17 protein-coding genes and 4 pseudogenes are annotated in these 20,571 nt (G+C 55.7%); 10 read left to right on the top strand and 11 right to left on the bottom strand.

Annotation, left to right across the window (positions count from 1 at the left end; translation table 11 throughout):
* Positions 1-217: 217 nt before the first annotated feature.
* The 3 genes from TKWG_RS14790 (at position 218) to TKWG_RS14780 (ending at position 2,836) form a co-directional block, all read left to right on the top strand.
* Complete coding sequence (locus TKWG_RS14790) at positions 218-982, top strand: AzlC family ABC transporter permease (RefSeq protein ID WP_014751613.1); 765 nt, start codon at positions 218-220, stop codon at positions 980-982.
* Positions 979-1,299: an AzlD domain-containing protein gene (locus tag TKWG_RS14785; RefSeq protein WP_014751612.1), complete on the top strand. Its 321-nt coding sequence runs from the start codon at positions 979-981 to the stop codon at positions 1,297-1,299. Before TKWG_RS14790 ends, TKWG_RS14785 begins: the two co-directional genes overlap by 4 nt.
* 106 nt (positions 1,300-1,405) lie before the next feature.
* Positions 1,406-2,836 carry a DEAD/DEAH box helicase gene (locus tag TKWG_RS14780; protein WP_014751611.1) on the top strand — a complete coding sequence of 477 codons (1,431 nt, stop codon included), beginning with the start codon at positions 1,406-1,408 and terminating at the stop codon, positions 2,834-2,836.
* Between the two features lie 150 nt (positions 2,837-2,986).
* Here TKWG_RS14780 and TKWG_RS14775 read toward each other — a convergent pair whose 3' ends face one another.
* Positions 2,987-3,373, bottom strand: a complete 387-nt coding sequence (locus tag TKWG_RS14775) for a thioredoxin family protein (RefSeq protein WP_014751610.1) — start codon at positions 3,371-3,373, stop codon at positions 2,987-2,989.
* A gap of 87 nt (positions 3,374-3,460) precedes the next feature.
* On the opposite strand from TKWG_RS14775, the gene TKWG_RS14770 reads away from it, so the two are divergent.
* The 4 genes from TKWG_RS14770 (at position 3,461) to phaP (ending at position 6,966) form a co-directional block, all read left to right on the top strand.
* Positions 3,461-4,273: an EI24 domain-containing protein gene (locus TKWG_RS14770; RefSeq protein ID WP_148274552.1), complete on the top strand. Its 813-nt coding sequence runs from the start codon at positions 3,461-3,463 to the stop codon at positions 4,271-4,273.
* A gap of 48 nt (positions 4,274-4,321) precedes the next feature.
* The gene (locus tag TKWG_RS14765; protein WP_014751608.1) at positions 4,322-5,131 is read left to right on the top strand and encodes a competence/damage-inducible protein A; all 810 of its coding nucleotides are present in this window, start codon (positions 4,322-4,324) and stop codon (positions 5,129-5,131) included.
* 107 nt (positions 5,132-5,238) lie between these two features.
* The gene (locus TKWG_RS14760) at positions 5,239-6,045 is read left to right on the top strand and encodes an IclR family transcriptional regulator (RefSeq protein ID WP_041709568.1); all 807 of its coding nucleotides are present in this window, start codon (positions 5,239-5,241) and stop codon (positions 6,043-6,045) included.
* Between the two features lie 339 nt (positions 6,046-6,384).
* A complete protein-coding gene (gene phaP / locus TKWG_RS14755; protein WP_014751606.1) occupies positions 6,385-6,966 on the top strand; it encodes a TIGR01841 family phasin in 582 nt (193 codons plus the stop codon).
* 136 nt (positions 6,967-7,102) lie between these two features.
* Here the strand turns inward: phaP and TKWG_RS14750 are convergent.
* From TKWG_RS14750 to TKWG_RS14730, 5 genes and pseudogenes are all read right to left on the bottom strand, one after another.
* Positions 7,103-8,163 (bottom strand): annotated as a pseudogene (locus TKWG_RS14750) (quinone-dependent dihydroorotate dehydrogenase).
* A 6-nt stretch (positions 8,164-8,169) separates the two neighbouring features.
* Positions 8,170-8,922: an arginyltransferase gene (locus TKWG_RS14745; protein WP_014751605.1), complete on the bottom strand. Its 753-nt coding sequence runs from the start codon at positions 8,920-8,922 to the stop codon at positions 8,170-8,172.
* A gap of 56 nt (positions 8,923-8,978) precedes the next feature.
* Complete coding sequence (gene aat / locus TKWG_RS14740; RefSeq protein WP_041710356.1) at positions 8,979-9,722, bottom strand: leucyl/phenylalanyl-tRNA--protein transferase; 744 nt, start codon at positions 9,720-9,722, stop codon at positions 8,979-8,981.
* Positions 9,723-9,752: 30 nt separating this feature from the next.
* Positions 9,753-10,324: pseudogene (locus TKWG_RS14735) on the bottom strand (NUDIX hydrolase).
* A 69-nt stretch (positions 10,325-10,393) separates the two neighbouring features.
* Complete coding sequence (locus TKWG_RS14730) at positions 10,394-11,017, bottom strand: DUF2946 family protein (protein ID WP_014751603.1); 624 nt, start codon at positions 11,015-11,017, stop codon at positions 10,394-10,396.
* 280 nt (positions 11,018-11,297) lie between these two features.
* Here TKWG_RS14730 and TKWG_RS14725 point away from each other — a divergent pair, with 280 nt between their 5' ends.
* The 3 genes from TKWG_RS14725 (at position 11,298) to TKWG_RS14715 (ending at position 15,800) form a co-directional block, all read left to right on the top strand.
* The gene (locus TKWG_RS14725; protein WP_014751602.1) at positions 11,298-11,579 is read left to right on the top strand and encodes a 4a-hydroxytetrahydrobiopterin dehydratase; all 282 of its coding nucleotides are present in this window, start codon (positions 11,298-11,300) and stop codon (positions 11,577-11,579) included.
* Positions 11,580-11,888: 309 nt separating this feature from the next.
* Positions 11,889-12,788, top strand: coding sequence for a phenylalanine 4-monooxygenase (gene phhA / locus TKWG_RS14720; RefSeq protein WP_014751601.1), 900 nt, complete (start codon positions 11,889-11,891; stop codon positions 12,786-12,788).
* Positions 12,789-13,004: 216 nt separating this feature from the next.
* The gene (locus TKWG_RS14715; protein WP_014751600.1) at positions 13,005-15,800 is read left to right on the top strand and encodes a DUF937 domain-containing protein; all 2,796 of its coding nucleotides are present in this window, start codon (positions 13,005-13,007) and stop codon (positions 15,798-15,800) included.
* A gap of 177 nt (positions 15,801-15,977) precedes the next feature.
* Here TKWG_RS14715 and TKWG_RS14710 read toward each other — a convergent pair whose 3' ends face one another.
* The 5 genes and pseudogenes from TKWG_RS14710 to TKWG_RS14690 all read right to left on the bottom strand — a co-directional run bounded on the left by TKWG_RS14710 (position 15,978) and on the right by TKWG_RS14690 (position 20,254).
* On the bottom strand, positions 15,978-16,478 hold the full coding sequence (locus TKWG_RS14710; protein ID WP_041709567.1) for a hypothetical protein: 501 nt from the start codon (positions 16,476-16,478) through the stop codon (positions 15,978-15,980).
* A 269-nt stretch (positions 16,479-16,747) separates the two neighbouring features.
* Positions 16,748-17,970 (bottom strand): annotated as a pseudogene (locus TKWG_RS14705) (YeeE/YedE family protein).
* A 185-nt stretch (positions 17,971-18,155) separates the two neighbouring features.
* Entirely contained in the window at positions 18,156-18,935 is a 780-nt protein-coding gene (locus TKWG_RS14700; protein WP_014751598.1) for an anti-sigma factor, read from the bottom strand.
* Positions 18,932-19,486, bottom strand: a complete 555-nt coding sequence (locus tag TKWG_RS14695; protein ID WP_014751597.1) for a sigma-70 family RNA polymerase sigma factor — start codon at positions 19,484-19,486, stop codon at positions 18,932-18,934. The genes TKWG_RS14700 and TKWG_RS14695 overlap by 4 nt, the downstream gene beginning before the upstream one ends.
* A 252-nt stretch (positions 19,487-19,738) precedes the next feature.
* Positions 19,739-20,254: pseudogene (locus tag TKWG_RS14690) on the bottom strand (fasciclin domain-containing protein).
* Positions 20,255-20,571: the final 317 nt, after the last annotated feature.

Here is a 20,571-nt window from a genome sequence, read left to right as displayed (position 1 = left end):
TGTGTTTGATGGTAACCGGCCCGAGTGTTGCCGTGCAGCGTCACTTTACTCTGGCCGATGGGTGCTGGCGTATTATATTTCGACCCTGGGGCGGGTGCAATGAGGATGAGCGCGCTGCTTTTGCTAGAATTCCCAGCATATCTTCATTGTCTACGCCGCTACCGAGCATCCGTTCATACGCCGTTACACAGCGTATTGTACAGCACAAGGAACTATTTTGTTTTCCCCGTTTATTCTTTTAGCGCGGGTTTTGCCTGCCGCCAGCGATGCGCACCGGCTGGCGCGTCGACAGGCCGTTCAACTGGGGATGCGGGCGGTGGGTCCTCACCTGCTGGCGTTGTCCGCCTGGGGATTTGTGTCCGGTGTGGCCATGGTCAATTACGGTTTGTCCTTCTGGCAGGCCATGATCATGTCGCTGTGGGTTTATGCCGGATCGGCCCAGCTGACGGCGTTACCGCTGATGGCCGCCGGCGCCCCGGTATGGATGGTGTTTCTGGCCGGTTTCATTGTTAATATCCGGTTTGTCATATTTGGCGCGACGCTTTATCCGTTTTTCGAACGATATTCTCATTTTAAGCGGCTGGTGCTGGGGTATCTGCTGACCGATATCAATTACGTAGTCTTCGTCAGCCTGTTTCGCCATGTCCGCCAGAAGCGCCGTACGGTTTATGTGTGGACCTATCTGTCCATGGGGACGGCCATCGCGGGGGCATGGCAGTTAAGTACCCTGGCCGGTGTGCTGATCGGCGATCGCGTGCCGCGTGAATGGTCGCTGGAGTTTGCCGGCGTGCTCACGCTGATGGCTGTTGTCATCCCGCTCATCAAGGGTCGGCCCATGCTGGTAACGGTGCTGGTGGCCGGCGCAGTAGCCTGGCTGGGCCAGCCGCTGCCGCTGCGCATGGGGCTGTTCATCGCCATTGTGGCCGGGATTGCTGCCGGCATTCTGTCCGAGAAATTCATGATCAAAGGAAAGCGTGCATGAGTGATACCTATATTGCGCTTGTCATTGTGTTGCTGGGCATCGGCAGCTTGCTGACCCGGGCCGGTTACCTCATGCTGGGCCAGTATTTTCCCTTGAGCAAGACGGTAAGTCGTGGCCTGCGCTACGCCCCGGTCGCTGCTCTGACGGCCATTATCGTGCCCAGCCTGTTGCCCTGGACTGTGGGGCAGTGGCCACAGGTCGGCGCCGAGTTTTTTGCGGCGGTGGTGGCTGCGCTGGCATTTTTGCGGGTACGTAATATTCTTTTCATGATCGCTGTCGGTATGGTCGTCTTGTGGCTTTTACGCTGGATTTTCTAAGGCTTTCTCCCTATTTCCGGGCCGATAGGCATAGATGGGTACATGAGTAGAGTAAAATGACGTTTTCGCGGCCTGCCGCAATTTTCAGTTCCTTTACATACACTTGATGACCGACGCCAATACGACTACTTCCGGCAAAACCACTACCTTCGAATCCTTTACCGAGGTCGGCCTGCACCCCGATCTGCTGAAGGCGGTGATGGCCAGCGGCTATACCAAGCCAACGCCCATCCAGGAACAGGCCATGCCGCTGATTATGGACGGGCGCGACATCATGGGCGCAGCCCAGACCGGCACGGGCAAAACAGCGGCATTTACGCTGCCGCTGCTGCACCGGCTCATGCCTATGGCCAACAGCAGCATGTCGCCAGCCCGCCATCCGGTGCGCGCCCTGATCCTGGCGCCCACGCGGGAACTGGCCGATCAGGTCGCAGAAAGCGTTAAACGCTACAGCCACAGCTCTCCCTTGCGCGTGGCTGTTGTTTTTGGTGGAGTGGATATGAACGCTCAGCGCGATCAGTTGCGCAAGGGCTGCGAGCTGCTGATTGCCACGCCGGGACGACTGCTGGACCATATCGAACAGAAGAACGTCAGTCTGAGCCAGGTCAGCGTGCTGGTGCTGGATGAGGCTGATCGCATGCTGGATATGGGTTTTCTGCCAGATCTGGAACGCATCGTTCGGTTACTGCCCAAACCGCGCCAAAGCTTGTTGTTTTCCGCGACGTTCAGTAATGATATCCGTAAGCTGGCGCGCAGTTTCCTGAACAATCCGGTGGAAATCAATGTCGCGCCGCGCAATGCCACGGCCGAAACCGTCACACAAATTGCCTATCCGGTCGCGCCAAATGAAAAGAAAGCGGCGGTGCTGTATACGCTGAAGTCGCGCAACCTGAGCCAGGTCATTGTTTTTGTCAATACCAAAATCGGCGCCAGCCGCGTCGCCCGGGAACTGGTCAGTGAAGGCATCAATGCCGAGTCCATTCACGGCGATCGCTCGCAAGCCGAGCGCATCAAGGCGCTCGAGGGCTTCAAGTCGGGCGAAATTGCGGTTCTGGTGGCCACCGATGTGGCGGCCAGGGGCCTGGACGTGGTCGGCTTGCCTTGCGTGATCAATATGGACCTGCCCTATAACGCCGAAGACTACGTGCACCGTATCGGCCGTACCGGCAGGGCAGGTGCGAAGGGCGAGGCCATCGCCTTTTATACGCAAACCGAAGAGCGCCTGCTGGAAGATATCGAAAAGCTGATCAAAACACCGGTACCACGGGGTGTGCTATCCATTCCCAGCGTTTTTCTGGCGCGCGGACATCACCCGGCGCGAGCTGCAAGCGGCAAGCCTGAACGCTACAAGAAAACTTTTCCTGCGGCCCGGGCCACCCCCATTGACGACTTTTTCTTTCGTCCTTACGAGCCGACCAAGCAAAAGGCCGAATCCGACACTGTGGTAAACCGGCGCCCTGAAGGGCATGGACCCAAGCCCATGCTGGCCGTTTTGCTGGGTGGCCGTCCCAGTACCGACAACTCACCCGAAAACTGATGTTTCAGCCGCGTTCAAATACTTGAAACCGCGGCTTACTATTCCCACATTCCTGTTTAAATCAAGGTTGCGGCAAGCGGGCGTCAATGATGCTGCGCAATTGCCGCATTGCCCGATCTTGCCCTGCGCCTGGCATCGGCCGGCGCTGTCTCAGGCCGAGGCGGTCAACAGCGTTCGCAGATCGGCCGGCCCGTCGGCGCGCGTGTCAGGTTCGTCGCCCACGGCCTGCAGCATGCGTTCCAGGTGGCTGATGTAGGGCAGCATGGTGCCAAAAAAACGAGTTTGCCCGCCGGTCTGGATCAGCAGGGTAGGGAAGTTCTCAACGTCCAGGTCATCCAGCAGCTCGGGATTGTCTTCAACGTCAATCCAAAGGAACAGATGTTGCGGGTAGCGTTCGCTCATGGCCTGGAAGGCCGCGTGATAGTCGCCGCAAGTGTCGCACCAGGCGGCGCAGTAACAGGCAATCAGCCATGTGTCGGGATTGTCCAGTGCCTGGAGCAACTGGGGGACGTGCTGGCCGGGGGTTTGAATGAACATATTGGGTCTGCAAATGAGTAACAGTGAACGAGTCACAGGTAACGGTTGGATCTGAAACCATTTACGCCATTGCGCAAAGGGAAAGTCATGCAAAATAGTACACCATTCGGACAGCAATCAGAAAGTATGCCATCGCCATACGAAGGGGTTGGCCGCGCTTTCGGACGTGCGATGGTCTCACAACTGCAGCCACGCATGTTGCTGGCGCTGTTGCTGCCGTTTGCCGCGGCGCTGATTGTTATGCTGTTTTTTGCGCGCTTCCTGTGGGAGCCGGTGGCCGATTGGTTAAACCTGTTTGTCACGCAGTCGGAAATGATGACTGGCATGGAAGGCTGGATGGCTGGCGTCGGACTGTTATCCATGACAGTCTATCTGGTGCATATCCTGGTGTTTGTCATCATGGTTACGATTGGCAGCAGTATCGGTCTGCTGATTGCCGCTGTGCTGGTCATGCCCATGGTGGTAGGCCATGTAGCGCGCACCGACTATCCGGAACTGGATCGCCGCGGTAGCCAGGTCTTTGTTTCAAGCCTGGTGAACTCGGCCAAAGTGGTGCTGGTATTTATCGTTGGCTGGGTCATTACGCTACCGCTGTGGCTGATTCCACCCGTTGCGGTGCTGCTGCATATATTCTGGTGGGCTTATGCCTTCACCCATATGCTGCGGTTTGATGCGCTGGTCGAGCATGCGACAAGGCAGGAGCGGGCGCAGGTTATCGCTCGTCGGCGTGGCGGCGGATGGCTGATCGGCACGATCTGCGCGACGATTAACCTGATTCCCCTTACCTGGATTGTGTTGCCTGTATTTACCTCCCTGGTCTATGCGCACCACGGTCTGGCTGCACTGGTCGAACAACGTCGGAACAGCCCGCCGCTATTGTCGGCACAGTCCGACCTTTAGCGTTAGAATAGCGTCATCCCGCGACGGGGCAATAACAGGATGAGCATTATGAACGATAAGGCAGCACGTAAAATCAGTTTGATCATTGTGGGAGACGAAATTCTTTCTGGCCGGCGTCAGGACAAGCATCTGTCCAAAATCATTGAGTTGCTTGCCGCGCGAGGCATGCAACTGTCGCGTGCCGAATTCCTGCCGGACGATCTTGAAACCCTGATTGCTGCCTACAAACGCAGTTTTGCATCGGATGATATTGTTTTTTCCAGTGGCGGCATTGGCGCTACGCCTGATGATAAAACCCGCACAGCCGTCGCACAGGCGCTGGGTGTGCCCCTGGCTCTGCATCCCGAAGCCGAAAGGTTGATTACCGAACGTTTTGCCCAGCTTGCGCTGGAAGGGCGCGGCACACACGATCCTGGTTCGCCGGAAAATCAGCGGCGGCTCGCCATGGGGGTGTTCCCTGTGGGTGCCGAGATTGTGCCCAACCCCTATAACCGCATTCCGGGTTTTTTCATCCAGGACCATACTTTTGTTCCGGGATTCCCGGAGATGGCCTGGCCCATGGTCGAATGGACCCTGGATAACCGTTATGCAGATTATCAGAACCTGAGCCAACTGGTTTCGCATAACATTCTGGCCTACGGCGTTCCTGAATCGCGGATCACGCCGGCGCTGGAGCATATCGAAACGAACTGGGCCGGCATTAGCACGTTCAGCCTGCCTACCATGGGCCAGGGTGCAGGTGCCTATATTGATCTGGGCGTCAAAGGCGAAGAGCCAGCGGCCACAGCAGCATTCGACTATTTGAAGGGTGAAATCCTGCGCGTAGGCGGACGGTTTCATCCGGACAAACCCGTATAAAGGGCAATATTGTCGCATTCAAATGAAAATGCGACATTGTCGGGTTTCTATTTTTCACAATATGATATAGAATATATTGCACTGCAATATTTTAAATATCCTCCATCATGGCTAACCGGCTTTTAACTACGCAGGCTGCGTCCGATTCCGACAAGACGAATGGCGCTTCCGGCATCAGTATCCAGGTCCTGGAACGCACAATGAAGGTGCTGGACGTCCTGGCTGACCAGCCGCATCCGGTCTCCCTCAAGGATATAGCGGCGCTCACGGCACTGCACGCCTCCACCGCCCATCGTATTCTGAATGATCTGGCCGTCGGCCGCTATGTTGAGCGTGTCAATAACGGCATGTACCAATTGGGTATTCGGCTTCTGGAGTTGGGAGCGCTGGTCAAGGACCGGCTGAATGTACGCGATGTGGCGCACGACCATTTGCAGACCTTGCACCATCTGACCGGACAAACCGTGAATCTGTCCATTCAGCAGGGCGATGACATTGTCTACATTGATCGTGCCTGGAGCGAACGCTCGGGAATGCAGGTTGTGCGGGCCATTGGCGGGCGGGCACCGTTGCATCTGACCTCTGTCGGTAAACTCTTTCTGGCCTCGTCTGACGCCCGTTACGTGCGCGCCTACGCGACACGCACCGGTTTATCGGGCAACACCCGCAACAGCCTGACGGACCTGGATCGGCTTGAACGCGACTTGAGCTTTGTGCGTCGCCACGGCTATGCCCGTGATAACGAAGAACTCGAGTTGGGTGTGCGTTGCATTTCTGCCGGAATCTACGACGATTCGGGCAAGTTGGTGGCCGGCCTGTCCATTTCCGCACCAGCAGAGCGCCTGCAGGAAGAATGGGTGGAAATGTTGGTAAGCACTGCAGCAAAAATATCGGCCGCACTGGGTTACGAATAACCTGCTGCGCGACAATGACGTCCGCCTGACGAGCTCTCGGCGGGCCACCGGCATGTCATGCCTCAGTCATACAATTCATATAATATTCAGTAAATTATCGCTGTTTGACGGATGGAAGAGTGAGTTTTGTTGCGCTGCACAAAAAAAGCTTGACCCACTGAAAATGATGTGTATAATTTGAATTGTGCAATGCAACAATAATAGGGTGGGTGGTCATAGCCCGGGAAGTGAAAAGAACATTGCCGCCAATGCAGCAAACTGTTTTAGCAGAAACCTGTCGTGCCCGTGCACCAGGTCTGCACAACTTAACACTGTACTATCTACCGAGGATATATCATCATGAGCGCCATTCCACAACAAATTCTTGACCGTCAAAAATCTGCTCTGAACGCTGCTGTTGCCGTTCAGGGTTCCCTGTTCAGCGGCTTTGAAAAGCTGGTTGACCTGAACCTGAAAGTGATCAAAGCGACATTGGGTGAAGTTGCAGAACAAACCCAGCAAGTGGCCGAACTGAAAGACCCACAGGAAGCCGCCGCTTACGTGTCTTCACTGGCCCAGCCCAACTCAGAAAAAGCCATTGCTTACACCAAGCACGTATATGACATCGTTTCTGGCGTGAGCAACGAACTGATCAAACTGACAGAAGCACAAGTTGCCGAAGGTCAGCAACAGGTTTCCGAAGCCATTGACCAACTGGCCAAAAATGCGCCTACCGGTTCTGAAAGTGCTGTTGCATTGATGAAATCATCACTGGCAACCGTATCTACTGCCTATGATTCAATGAACAAAGCTGCCAAGCAGGCTGCTGAAGTTGCCGAGTCCAATATCTCTGCTGCAACTAACGCAACCATCAAGGCAACAGAGACAGCCACAAAAGCAGCTGCAACGGCAAGCCGTTCAACTGCTCGCCGTCAGGCTTAATCTGCGCGAACAACGGGCGGTGCTTCGGCGACGCCCGGGATAAGAAAATAGCCCTTTCATTACGAAGGGCTATTTTTTTTGCGTATTCGAACAGGATATGCGAAAAGGATACGCGAATAGAATATTCGAAAACGAGTCAGGCAGCACCAGGCTGGCCGAGCCCAGCAATCGCCCTGACGCATTCGTCCACCAGCACGGGCCCGCGATAGATCAGTCCCGTGTAGAGCTGAATGGCATTGGCGCCTGCCTGCACTTTTTCGACTGCCTGCGCACCTTCCATAATGCCGCCTACCCCGATAATGGGGTAATCGGGAGCCAATTGCTGCCGCAGACCGCGAATGACTTTGAGCGATGCTTCATGCACAGGCATGCCGGATAAGCCGCCCTTTTCCTTGGCATGGGACAGTCCGTTGACGCCTTTGCGAGACAAGGTCGTATTGGTGGCAATGACGCCATCAATCTCATACTGGGTCAATAGCCCGGCAATGGTTGAAATTTGATTGGCGTCCAGATCGGGGGCGATTTTTACCACAACAGGCACGGCGCGCCCGTGCTGATCGGCCAGTTCCTTGCGTTTTTCGCGCAGCGCGGTCAGCAATCCGGTCAGTTCGTCTACCTGTTGCAGGGCACGCAGATTCTGGGTATTGGGCGACGATATGTTAACGGTCACATAATCGGCGTGCGCGTATACGCCTGCCAGACCCAGCAGATAATCATCGGCCGCCTGCTCTATGGGGGTGGCCGCATTCTTGCCAATATTCAGGCCAAGAATGCCGCCGCGTTTTTTCCATTCGCTGCGCGCCACATTGGCCAGGAAGGCTTCCAGCCCCTGGTTGTTAAAACCCAGACGATTGATCAGGGCATCGGCTTGCGGCAGGCGAAACATGCGTGGTTTCGGATTGCCCGGTTGCGCCTTGGGCGTGACCGTGCCCACTTCCATGAACCCGAAGCCCATGTGGCTTAGTGCGTCAATATAGGCGCCATTTTTGTCCAGACCGGCAGCCAGCCAACCGGGTTGGGCAAATCCAGGCCCAGCATGCGCAGGGGAGCACTGGGCCTGGCATCCAGCACTTTTTTCAACAGCCCCCATTGGTGCAATTTGTTCAAGCCTTCCAGGGTGCGTTCGTGCGCCCGTTCGGGATCCATGGAAAACAGGACCGGGCGGATCAGCGGATAGAGGCGATAGGCAAGTGACATGGCAGATCAGAAAGTAGATAGTTCAGACAGGTCAATGTTTGCGCTGTCGATCCATCGGTGGTTAATATAAAGCTCGATAGGCCGGAAATTGATTTTGTATGCCATTTTACGGCTTTGAGCGATCCAATAGCCCAGATACAACCACGGCAGGCCCCGGTCGTTGCAATGACCGATCTGCCACAAAATACCATAAGTACCCAGGCTGCCAGCATAATCCGGATCATAGAAGGTGTATACGGAGGATAACCCGTCATCAGTTACATCTATGATGGATATCATTCTGAGCACCTGGTCTTCATCATGGAACTGCACCAGTTGCGAGTCGATGCGACTGGTCAGCAGAAACTCTTCATATTGTTCGGCGCTGTCATCGTCCATGCCGCCGCCGGCGTGACGCGACGCCTGGTATTTTTTATAGAGTTCAAAGTGGCTTTCGTCCCATTCCAGGGGGCGGATGCTGGCTCGCAAATTGTTGTGGCGTTTCAGGATGCGGCGCTGGGTGCGGCTGGGCGCAAACTGCGCGCAATTGATTCTGACCGAAATACAGGCGCGGCATTGATCGCAACGGGGCCGGTAGGTAAACAGGCCACTGCGTCGAAAGCCGTTGCGCAGCAATTGGGCGTAAACCGGCGGCCGAATCAGGTGTCCGGGCACAACAACCTGCGAACGCGCCATTTTCCCGTCCAGATAGCTACAGGCATAGGGCGCGGTCAGATAAAACTGCAGGACGTTGAAGGACGGATCGTGGATATCGCTCATGGCTGGTTACCGGCTGTGGGGCATTTTCGCCAACTATACCTTAAAAATGGTTTTGCTCACATCGGGGGAACGATAGTGCCGTCTCCCAGCATCTGACCAGCGGGCCAGAGCAGGGCGGGTTGGTTGACGGTCTCTGACACATGACGCAGAAACGCTGCCCGTGGCTGAGGGCGTGCACCCATACTGGCCAGATGTGGCGTATCCTGCTGACAGTCGATCCATGTGACCTGATTGGCCTTGAGAAAGCGCACCAGCCAGGCCAGCGCAATTTTGGAGGTGTTGCTGCTGGTGGAGAACATGGATTCCCCATAGAACATGCGGCCGATGCCAATACCGTACAGGCCGCCGGCCAGTTGTCCATCCAGCCAGGTTTCAATTGAATGGGCATAGCCCTGGCGGTGCAGTTCCGTGTAGGCGGCGATCATTTCATCTGTAATCCAGGTGCCGGCCTGTGCACCACGTGGCGCAGCACAGGCGCGCATTACCGCCTCAAAGCATGTGTCGGTCGTGACCGTAATGGCGGCGTCTTGCTGACGCTCGTTACGGGCCACACGCTTGAGCAATTTGCCCAGGCTTGGCGAGATCCTGAAGTCATCGCATCGCAGCACCATGCGCGCAGAAGGCGACCACCACAGCACCGGCTGATCGGCCGAGTACCAGGGGAAAATGCCAAGTTTGTAGGCTTGTAGCAGGCGGGAAGTGGACAGATCACCGCCAAACGCCAGCAGACCATCCGGCTCTTTCAATGCCTGGCAGGCCGGAGGAAATGGCTCGCCGTTATCTAGGCAGGGCAGTGTAATCATGGTGGCGAAGAACCCGGGTGCAACTGCTTATTCGATGCTGTGATAATGCGTGGTAAATACGCCGCTGGCCCGGTCCTGCAGGTAGGCCTTCAGGGTATGAGAAACGGTGCGAAAAGACAGCTCATCCCAGGGTATTTCATCCAGGTTGAAAAACCGGGCTTCGAGTGATTCGGGCCCGGGGTCCAGGCGTTCGCTTGTGACCGTTGCCAGAAAATACATATGCACCTGATTGACGCGTGGCACGTCCAGGACCGTAAACAGGTTGCCCAGGCTGATATCCGCCCCGGCTTCCTCATCGGTCTCGCGCAAGGCCCCTGGCTGGTCGTCTCGGACAGTTCCATAAAGCCGGCTGGCAGGGTCCAGGTGTCGTAACGAGGCTCAATGGCCCGGCGACACAGCAGGATCTGATCGTTCCAGATAGGAACGGTGCCCACGACAATCAGCGGGTTACGATAATGGACGGCGCCGCAATGATTGCAGACGTCGCGTTCGCGATTATCATCAGGCGGGACCAGACGCGTCAGCGGGTTGCCACACTGGCTGCAGAAAGCCTGGGTCGTAGGGGCAGGAAAATAGTGCAAAGCGCTGGGTAACGTCATGGTGTTTTTTCTGTTGCGGTGAATTCAGGCATAGTGTAAACAATAATGCCCGGTTATTGGCAAAAAGCATCAGCTGGCTGCCGGCTCTCGAACAAAGCCCAGTCGCGCCGGAATGAGCGCGTTTTCCAGCCATTGCATGGGCGCAGTCCAATCGCTTGCGCCATCCAGCGACACTAGCAAGATGCTGCCCTCGTGCAGTGCTTGCAAATGGTTCTGGTCCAGCGGTGTTGCTGCCGCTGGCGTGCCCGCCGTCCCGGGCATGACCTGCAGACGAGTGCTCAGCAGGCCCATGTCACGTCCTGCCAGCATTGCTGCGCCGTGTTCGGTCTGCATATACAGTCGGCCTTCTGCGTCCAGCAACCATTGGCTGACCCGCGTGACGGGCAATTCGTTATGGGTAAGGAGCGTTTGCATATCGTCAGCCAGGCGGACAATATAGGGTGCGCAGGCAAGATCGACATACACCCGTTGCGGGCCGTTCTGGAAGAACCATTCGCCGGCCTCATTGGCCGCGTAGTTGCGGTTCATGAAGTGGCGGATCTGTGCATTGGCGATTTTCTCGCCGCTTTGGCCTTCGCGTGCGCCACCTTGGGTATGCAGCAGCCAGTCGCCGTGGGCATTAAGCGAGAGCCAGCCATATACTGCCGGCACATTGGGCCACTTTTGCATCGCTCCCAGAACTTGTTCATCCATGATCTGTGTTCCTTTGCATCATTACGTTCCTATTGATAATAACGTCAGTCGCGCGACCCGGGGCAGCACCAGGCATCATGCCTGCAAGAAAGTGGGATTGCGAATGGGATGCAGGCAAGGGCTGTTGGGAGTCGAAAATTGGCGTTGAAAATGGCAGTTGAAGGTGGGTTGCATCAGGGCGCCCCGGTTTCTTGTTGCAACCGGCGCTTTGCATTACTATAGAAAATACAGATTATCAACGATCAAGCCATCACGATACAGATGGCCACAGGAGTTTGTGATGACACCATTGAATGACGCAGATATTGGTATTGCGCTGGCCTCGCTCGATGGGTGGGGGCTGGATGAAGATGGTAAAGCATTGCGTCGGCATTTTAAATTTGACTCGTTTGTCCAGGCCTTTGGCTTCATGACAAAAGTCGCTTTGCTGGCCGAGCAGGCCAATCACCATCCGGAATGGAGCAATGTATATAACAAGGTGGACATCCGCCTGACGACACATGACGCCGATGGCCTGACCGAAAGAGACGTCAAGCTGGCTCAGGCAATAGACGCACTCTGACAGTGGCTGCCCGTGCTCGATAGATGCACGAGTTGCGCCAGTCGCCAGAGATGACGAGCCTGAGCAGGTTCCCGGCAGGGTGCGGCATGGATTGCCACCTGATCTACACGAGGCAGACGGGATCTGGCTGTCGGCTTGGCATTTTCTGTATTGCACGATCTTATTTCGAAATAGAAAATAAAATAAATGCTATAAAAATAGCAAGAAAAAATAAATTATTGCGTTATTTGCCAAAGTTCGGCATGAATTCACCCTGATTTTCTGTGCGTGATATTGTTTCCAAATAATAGTGACATCTGGAGACACCTTATGGAAACGCTAAATTTGAACTCCGTCGAGAAACATGGCTGCGCCGATCCGCAGGCGGTGGCGCCATCGGCCGACTGGACCATTGATCAGAACTGGGAAGCCTATACGCAAGAGGAACATGGCGTCTGGAAAACGCTTTATGAGCGGCAAAGCAAATTGCTGCCCGGGCGTGTGTGCGACCAGTATCTGGACTGCATGAAGCAAATGCCCATTACCGCAGATGAAATTCCCGATTTTCGTCGAGTGAACGATCTGCTGATGCAGCATACCGGCTGGCAGATCGTGGCTGTGCCCGGCCTGGTGCCCGATGACGTGTTTTTCACCCATATTGCCAATCGTCGCTTTCCGGCAGGCCAGTTCATTCGCTCAAAAGACAAGCTGGATTACTTGCAGGAGCCCGATGTCTTTCATGACGTTTTCGGGCACGCGCCCATGTTGATGAACCCGGCCATTGCCGATTTCATGCAGGCCTACGGCCAGGGTGGGTTAAAAGCGCTCGAGCGCGGCATTCTGCCTTTCATTTCCAGGTTGTACTGGTACACCATCGAGTTCGGCCTGGTCCAGCAAAAGGACGGCATACGCATCTATGGCGCAGGTATCAGTTCTTCATTTACCGAAAGCCAGTACTGTCTGCAAGATGACTCGCCCAACCGCATCGGCTTTGATCTGGAACGGGTCATGCGGACGGACTATCGTATTGATGATCTGCAGAAAAGCTATTTTGTGATCAACGAGCTGGATGATCTTTTCGAACTGGCGCAGATTGATTTCGATCCGATCTATGCACGCATCATCGATCAATCCACTTATACACCGGATCAGATTCTGCCGGGTGATCGGGTGCTTCATGCCGGAACGCAGCGTTATCACCGGCAGAAGGCCGCGCGCGCCGACGGCTAAGGCCGACAGTTCATTTTCGATGATTCGGCGCGGGTCCTGAGCGCATTTTTTGCAGGGATGCCTGCAGGTAGACGAAAGGCCTGTGCCGGGTCTTGCGCGGCCTGTCCTGCAGGGCCAAGCCAACATGCTTAATTGACGCTGAATAAAGTGATACTATGGAACCGCAAGCGCCCGGCTAGCGGCCCCGTTCAGTTCCAGTAAAGGTATGAGGATTCCATGAGTGTCGATTTCAGTCAGTTCTTTAATGGCCCGATTCGTGACAGCCTGATTGCACAGGTTTCCGATTATCTGGATATTTCCCGCCCGCAGGCGACCACTGCCTACGACAAGGCGGTTGCGCTGGTGATCGGTGCGATGGCACAGCAGGCAGGCAAGCCCGAAGGCGCGCAAGCCCTGGCGGCTCATATTCGAGACAGCCAGACCCAGACAAGCCTGACCTCCAGTGCCTTGTCGCCAACCGTCCTAACCAACGATCAGTTCGCACAGATCGTGACGCTGGGCGAAAGCGAACAGGCAATCATACTCGGACAGCAGCAGGAAGCGGTCACTGCTCATCTGGAAGTAGCAACCGGCCTGGATACCAAAGCGGTTGGATCGCTGTTGTCTATTGTTGTGCCGTTTGTGCTTTCCTTTTTGAAAAACAATATCACAACTGAAAGTGAGCCGGCGCAAAGCCTGCCAGTGTTGTTCGCCACCCAGGCGCCGCACGTGGCTGCCCAACTGGATGCGCCGGCGCTTGCTGCGCTTGGCCAGGACAGCCTGGAAGGCCTGTTCGGACGCGATGCGCTAGCCGCGGCAGACGCCAATACTGCTGCTACGTCACAAAACGGCAAGAACGGGTCGGCGCAGGGTGTAACAACACACGAAAAACCCGCAAATGGCTGGTTCAAATGGGTGCTGACGCTGGCTGTGGTGCTGGCCGGTGCCGCCTGGATTAAGAGCTGCACCCAATCGGATACGACAACGACTGAAAATGCCAAACCGGCAGACCAGCAGCAGTCAGCAACCGATGCGCCGGCATCCGATGCAGCAACGGCTCCCGCTGCAACCCCCGGCAATAATGACAAGGCGGAGCCGGGGGACGCTACAGCGCCTTCTGCCAATTTCCCTGAACCGGCTTCGCCACAATCTGCCGGCGTAGCAGATGCACCCGCTGCCGAAAGCGCGCAAACAGACAGTGCGCAGGCAGACAGCGCAAAACCGGAAAGCGCGCAGACCAAGGGCGCTGACACACCAGCAACCGCGGTTGCGCCTGCAGCCACGGCTCCTGCAGAAACCACAGAGAGCAAACAGAACACAGAGACAGTCCCGCCAGCAGGCGAGAAGCCTGACAGTGAGCAGTCCGCATCTGCGAGCGGACAGCCGGACGCACCGGCGGCAGATAGCACTCAGCCGGAAACCTCAGCAACGGCTGCACCCGAACCTGCCGCCGATACATCGAATAGTGATTCGACGAATGACGCGAATGACGGCCAAACTGCTGGCCCGACTTACGGCCAGGCCAGTGACACCATGGAGCCCGAAGCGCAGTCTGATGCAACAGCCGCTGCGGCGAGTACAGATACCGTAAGTACAGATGCCGCCAATGCCGTGGCTGACAAGGCGACCGAGCAAAAAGCCCCATCGCCTGCGGAACAGGCCAGTACAGACAATACAAAACCAGCAGCGACAGACACAGACAGTAAGCAGGCTGATCAGATGCCAGCGCCCGCAGCAGAAGGGGCCACAGCGACCAGCACTGCGCCGGACGTATCCAGCGCAACTGCTGAACAAACCGGGTCAAGCAGTGCCGCAACCGCCAATACGGCAGCAGACAGCGCGACAACCGACACCCCTGCAGCAGACACTGCAGCACCGGGCAAGACCACAACTTTTGCTGAACCTGCGCCACTTGCAGACAAACCGCCTGCTACATCAACACCTGAACAGGCGGGTGCCGCCGGCAAAACCACGACCTTTGCCGCATCCGATTCATCTGCCAGCCAGCCCGAACCGGCGCAGCCACAAGAAACAAAGGCTGATCAAGCGGCCGATACTCAGTCCGGCACCGCGCCAGCCAGCGATGGGGTTGCACCTTCTTCAACGACCACCGCATCTTCTGGTAAAACCACGACATTTGGGGCAACGGGGCAGGATGACTCTGCAAGCGCTGGTGCAACGCAGACCGATAGCAACGCAACCGCAGCCGACAGTGCTGGTCAACCTCCCGTTGCTGCAGATTCAGCGACCGGCAGTGGCCAGAGCGGTGTCGCGGCGCAGGTTGAGCTTGAACGTGACGGCGATGCGCTCCGGATCCGCGGAACCGTGCGTGATGAGTCGGCACGCAATCGCATCCTGAATGCGGCCAAATTTGTCGATGGCCATAGCAAGATAGAAGATGAACTGCAAGTGGATAGCCAGACGCTGGCGTCGAAGTTCGATGACTATTCGGGCCTGCTTAGTCTGCTTCGCGGCTATCACGATGTGAATGTCAGTCTTAAGCAGGAGGTCCTGACCTTGACCGGACAAGTATCGTCCAGTGAGGAAAAAGAGGCGTTGACTACCAAGGTTCAGAATCTGGTCGGTGCCGATATTCAGGTGGAGAATCAGGTCGAGGTTGCCGCGCCAGCCCGCGTCGCGGCACCTGATGCAGCCGCTGCATCGGCAGCGCCGCCCCAGGTGCAATTTGCATCTGGCAGCGCACAGGTCGACAGCCGTTTCCATGATGGTCTTGACCAGTATGCGCAGCAATTGATAGAGAGTGGAAAATCAGTGCGACTGGTTGGGTTCGCCGATGAATCCGGTAGCGAGCCGGGTAATGAAGCGTTGTCGAAACGTCGGGCTGAATCGGTCAAAGCCTATTTGATCCTGCGTGGCGTGCAGGCACGGCAGATCCAGACTGAAGGACAGGGCACACAGCGCCGGTGGCCGACAACACCACTGAAGCGGGGCGTGCGAAAAACCGCCGCGTGGAGATCCAAGAACAGCAGTAATCACCGCGTGAGCCAAGGTTTATTTCAGATGTGTTTGTGATAAATCTGCGCTGCCCCGAGCGTATGTTCAGGTCGGACACGATGTGTGATGGCAGTACACATCAAGGCGAAGTCTTCAATCAGCAATAGAACGAAGCCGGATTTACCGTCCGGCTTCAGTGTTTTCAGCGACCACTGGGCTGGAGCGCGGGCGCGGATCAAGCGCCATCGCCGTGTATCACTGTTCTGTGACAGGTGCGCCGAGGACGGCGCAACCGGTGTATCGCCGGTTCTTATAAAATAGTGTGGCGCTCAGATCATAGGTGCTGCGCGTGTTGGTACACGGTGTTCTGTTGATGGTCAGATTGACATTGTTTTTACGGCGTCTGTTTTGCTGTTTGACGGAATAGTCTGTCGCAATGACATTGATGCTACCTTGGTAGTCATACCGTTCTGCCGTGAGCGTTACCAGTTCGGTCGCAGACCGCTCTATCTGCAATAGCGGTCCGTCAACGATGGCGCGCCAGGCGACAGGTTTGCTGCCAAAAGCAGTGAATGCAGAAGTGGGTGGGCTGATGCTGCCTGCCGATGAGTCGCCTTCTGTAAATGTGCCGGGTTCGGGCTGGGGTATTCCGGAAACACCGGCCTGCGAATTGGCGCCTGCGCTAGCGAACTGAGTACATGCGGCGATCGGGAGGATCAGGCAACATAAGACAAGTAATGAAGAAATGGAGTTCATTTTGTATGCCTTGCAAAGTCGGTTTGCTCATCCAGTGCCAGCACCCAGTTTTGAGTTTTGCTAATTGCCGCTAGCGACACACTGGATAGATTCTTTTTATTGCGCGAAATTGGCATAAAAGATCCTGCCTCAGGGATCCAGGCTTCAAAGATTCCGCGTGCCCTGTCTTAAAATGAAAAAGACGTAACAATATTAACATTGTCACGTCTTAGCAATTGTGGATTTTTGTTAAGTCTTACGCCGATCTAACATAAATCACATTATTTTCATTAGCAGGCAGTTTGCACTGTTTTTTCTACCGCGAGCCCGAAAAATGGACGGATTCTGGTGCCAATCACGTTGCCGGCAAAGGCCGCGACCAGCCACAGCCAGCCATGCAGCTGCCGGAGAGAATGCCGCTGAAATAGGCGCCGATATTGCAACCGAAAGCCAGGCGCGCGCCATAGCCCAATAGCAGCCCGCCAATGATCGCTGCCAGCACAGAACGTGCGGGCAATTTCCAGACCGGGGCGAATTTTCCAGCCAGACTGGCCGCCAGCAATGCGCCCAGGATGATTCCGATATCCATGACACTGGTAATGTCATTGCGTATAGGGGCAGCCAGGGACGCAGCGGCTGGCCCTTGCCAGAAGCCCCAGCCGCTGACGTCATAGCCAACGGCCATCAATATTTTCGAGCCCCATAAGGCGAAGGCAGAGGTAATGCCCCAAGGCGCCCGGCCAATGCCAGGGTAGCGAAGTTGAGCAAGACCAGCACAACCGAGCCGATCACCAGCGGCCACGGGCCGGAAAGCAGCCGCCCCCAGCCGCCCGCCTTGCCGGCGCTGACGGCAGACGAAATCAACGTCCCATGGCGACGCTTTTCAGCCCAGACGGTGAATAGGGCAATACCCAGAAACAACACGAAGCTGCTGAGCAATGCGGTAGGGGCGCCCCATTCCAGCACGATGGAGTACGGCGCGAACGACGGCTGCTGGCCCACCAGGGCAGATGGCTGCGCCAATGACTGAACCGATAATGAAACCGACCAGCGTAATAATCATGCGTGTGCTGCCACCGCCAACGGTATAAAGGGTGCCGGAGGCGCAGCCGCCGCCCATTTGCATACCGATTCCGAAAATAAAGGCGCCGACCAATACCGAGGTGCCGACCGGGCTAACAAATCCACTGACGCTTTGCCCCCACAACGTGCCATTGCCCAGTACGGGAAAAAACAGCAGGCAGCCGAACGCCAGCATGAGCATCTGCGCGCGCAGTCCGGCGCCGCGCCGATCTGAAATAAAAACGCGCCAGGACGATGTGAAACCAAAGGCGCTGTGATACAGCGTGGCGCCCAGAAGGATGCCAACGATCCACAACGCGGCTTGCCGACCACTGACGGCACCATTCAGATAAATAAGACCCAGTACGATCAGCGCAGCCGATACTGCGGCGGGAATCAGGTTGATCTGCGATCGCGCAGGGGATGGAAGCGTAGAAGGATTCGAGGCCATGATTAAATAGTCGTCGGGTGACGACATTGATTATGAAAGGGTTATCTTACGCCGCAGGCCAATAAAAGCCAAACGGCACCATTCTTATTTTAAAGATGCTTGCAGTGGTGCGGCTACGGTAACCTTGCTGCCGGAGGGGTCGTCACCCGCGCTAGCGGCAATCCAAATAAAATCAGGCTATATATTTATTTCTCTGGATTATTTAAGGCGATGGTAACGACACCCGCATACAGCACGCGTCCGGTAGGTTGACCGGTTGGTGAGCCTGCCGCCGGTTCAAGACTAACAGCTAGCGTGATCCCGTCGAGCGCCGGCAGTTGCTCTGCGCTGAACTGCGTCGCGCCTGAGCGATTTAACAGACCCAGCGAAACAGGTTTTTTGTCGGCACCTATGCGCCACAACTGCAGACTGTGTTGCGAATCTGGCGCCACTACGTTCAGTGGGGTGAACACCAGTGTTCGCTGGCGTGCATCGTAGCCGGCAATCAGATGAGCTGCCGAATCGGGTGAGGTGGGAGACAGGATTGCGATTGGCTGAACCGATGAAGACACATCTTTATGAACCGTCGAAACGGGCCAAAGCAGAGCAATAACCAGACACGCGGCCAGGGCTGCTGATGTCAGTTGCCATAGACCTGCTCTTCGGTACGCGGGGACGCGGACCGGGTCCGATCTCTTGAAACTCGCCGCAAACTGATCATGATTGGCTGCGCCGGTTTCAGCCTGGGTGTGATCATCGGCCTGGGGCGAGATACTATTGCTGATCGCTTGCCAGACACGCTCGGGTGGCTGGATCGGTGCATCGTGCAAATCTAATTGTGCAAAGGCTTGCTGCCAGCCCGCCACTTCCCGCGCCAGCATCGGCTCTTGTTGCAGGCGGTGTTCAAACCGCCGACGAGCGCCGCCGCGCAGGGTACCCAGCACGTATTCTGCAGCCAGAAGATCCCTGGGTTTGAATTCGTTCATAATTGCAAACACCCTTTTAACTGGGCAAGACCGCGTCTGATCCAGCTTTTTGTGGTTCCTAAAGGTTGTGCTATTTGTTTTGCAATCGCAGCATGGGACAGGCTATGGTAGTAGGCAAGGAAAATGCTCTGGCGCTGCTCGGCCGATAGTTGCTTCATGCAGTCATCCAGTTTTTTTGATGATCTGACTTGTTCGTAGCGGGCAGCCGGGCCCAGGTCGGTATCCTGCAACAGTGCGAGATCTTCATTGCCAGACTCAGTACCGGCCGGTTCCATTACTCTGAGGCGATCAATAGCGCGATTGCGGACAATGTTGGTCATCCATGTTAGTGGTGCGCTGTATTGGCTATTGTAATTGCCGGCCTGATTCCAGACGGTGATAAACACATCCTGTAATAGCTCCTCGGCCAGCTCGGGTCGCTTTAGCATGCGCAGGGCGACCGCGTACAGGCGCGGTGACACCCGCAAGTACAGGATTTCAAATGCCTGCCGGTCCTTGCGGGCGACTGCCAGAAGAAGATCGAGATGCTCGGTATCGCTGTGTTGCGCCATCTGGGTGCTTACCTTCCTATCGGCTTGATTCTCATAGTCACATGAAATTCCAATTGCCGTCAATGCATTTGCAATAATCTCCCCTCGCATCAAGACTACCGATCCACTTGTGCCGGGCTGCCGTTACGCACTGCGTTCTGTTGTGTCTGACACCAGAGAAGAACAGCCGCCGGGAGTGCATGACAACAGTGTGTGATTGTCTGTTGTTTTTTTTGGCCTGACATGCGTCCGAGCGACGGCTTTCGCTTCACATTATTTGGGCATTAGCACAGTGTCGATGACGTTGATGACGCCATTCGATTGCATGACATCGTAGGTGCTGATGTTGGCCATTGCCCCGGCTTCATCCTTGATCTGTATATTCTGCGGACCATTCATCATCAGCCACAACGTACCCCCCTGGACCGTCTTAAGCATGGCCTTGCCGCCGTCTTTTTTGATAATCTTTTCCAGATCGTTTTTGGTATATTTACCCGCAACAACATGGTACGTAAGCACGGCGGTCAGTTTCTGCTTGTGCTCCGGCTTTAGCAAGGTCTCGACAGTGCCAGCCGGCAAGGCATTGAAAGCGGCATTGGTTGGCGCAAATACAGTGTAGGGCCCTTTGCCTGGAGTGTCTGCACCAGTCCTGCTGCTTTTACGGCTGCGACCAGAGTGGTATGGTCTTTTGAGTTCATCGCGTTTTCTACAATATTTTTTTGTTGCCAGCATAGGCGAGCCACCGACGTTAATGGTTGCAGCGCCTGCGATGGTCATGCCAGTTAACATCGATGTCAGCACGAGTGAGCGAATAAGTTTTTTCATGACGATTTCCTTGCATACATTATGTGGGGTGACGTCACCTCACATAAACATATACGAAGCAAACAGCCAATCGGATGCAGTCGGCGAAAAATAAATCTTCGGGGGTATAAGAGACCGTTTCGGGTTCGCCCGATTTGTTTTCTTGTTATATGCAAGCGTCAATGCCCAGGAGTGGTCATGCTGCAGATAGCAGCGGTTATTCTGCGCCTTGGTGCAGAGTGCAAAAAGAACGGAGGATACGATTACCTGATGCGCCATCAGTCTGCCCGGTGCACGCACTT

The sequence above is a fragment of the Advenella kashmirensis WT001 genome, assembly GCF_000219915.2.
Classification (GTDB): domain Bacteria; phylum Pseudomonadota; class Gammaproteobacteria; order Burkholderiales; family Burkholderiaceae_B; genus Advenella; species Advenella kashmirensis.
Note: the sequence above shows the minus strand (reverse complement) of the source record. Positions and strands in the feature narration are given on the sequence as shown.

What these genes read in the sequence shown, in the direction of transcription:
- TKWG_RS14715 (WP_014751600.1), top strand. Translation starts at nt 13,005, where the DNA reads ATGAGTGTCGATTTCAGTCAGTTCTTTAATGGCCCGATTCGTGACAGC.
- TKWG_RS14765 (WP_014751608.1), top strand. Translation starts at nt 4,322, where the DNA reads ATGAACGATAAGGCAGCACGTAAAATCAGTTTGATCATTGTGGGAGAC.
- TKWG_RS14745 (WP_014751605.1), bottom strand. Translation starts at nt 8,922, where the DNA reads ATGAGCGATATCCACGATCCGTCCTTCAACGTCCTGCAGTTTTATCTG.
- TKWG_RS14760 (WP_041709568.1), top strand. Translation starts at nt 5,239, where the DNA reads ATGGCTAACCGGCTTTTAACTACGCAGGCTGCGTCCGATTCCGACAAG.
- TKWG_RS14700 (WP_014751598.1), bottom strand. Translation starts at nt 18,935, where the DNA reads ATGAACGAATTCAAACCCAGGGATCTTCTGGCTGCAGAATACGTGCTG.
- TKWG_RS14780 (WP_014751611.1), top strand. Translation starts at nt 1,406, where the DNA reads ATGACCGACGCCAATACGACTACTTCCGGCAAAACCACTACCTTCGAA.
- phhA (WP_014751601.1), top strand. Translation starts at nt 11,889, where the DNA reads ATGGAAACGCTAAATTTGAACTCCGTCGAGAAACATGGCTGCGCCGAT.
- TKWG_RS14710 (WP_041709567.1), bottom strand. Translation starts at nt 16,478, where the DNA reads ATGAACTCCATTTCTTCATTACTTGTCTTATGTTGCCTGATCCTCCCG.
- TKWG_RS14730 (WP_014751603.1), bottom strand. Translation starts at nt 11,017, where the DNA reads ATGGATGAACAAGTTCTGGGAGCGATGCAAAAGTGGCCCAATGTGCCG.
- TKWG_RS14775 (WP_014751610.1), bottom strand. Translation starts at nt 3,373, where the DNA reads ATGTTCATTCAAACCCCCGGCCAGCACGTCCCCCAGTTGCTCCAGGCA.
- TKWG_RS14725 (WP_014751602.1), top strand. Translation starts at nt 11,298, where the DNA reads ATGACACCATTGAATGACGCAGATATTGGTATTGCGCTGGCCTCGCTC.
- TKWG_RS14770 (WP_148274552.1), top strand. Translation starts at nt 3,461, where the DNA reads ATGCAAAATAGTACACCATTCGGACAGCAATCAGAAAGTATGCCATCG.
- TKWG_RS14785 (WP_014751612.1), top strand. Translation starts at nt 979, where the DNA reads ATGAGTGATACCTATATTGCGCTTGTCATTGTGTTGCTGGGCATCGGC.
- TKWG_RS14695 (WP_014751597.1), bottom strand. Translation starts at nt 19,486, where the DNA reads ATGGCGCAACACAGCGATACCGAGCATCTCGATCTTCTTCTGGCAGTC.
- phaP (WP_014751606.1), top strand. Translation starts at nt 6,385, where the DNA reads ATGAGCGCCATTCCACAACAAATTCTTGACCGTCAAAAATCTGCTCTG.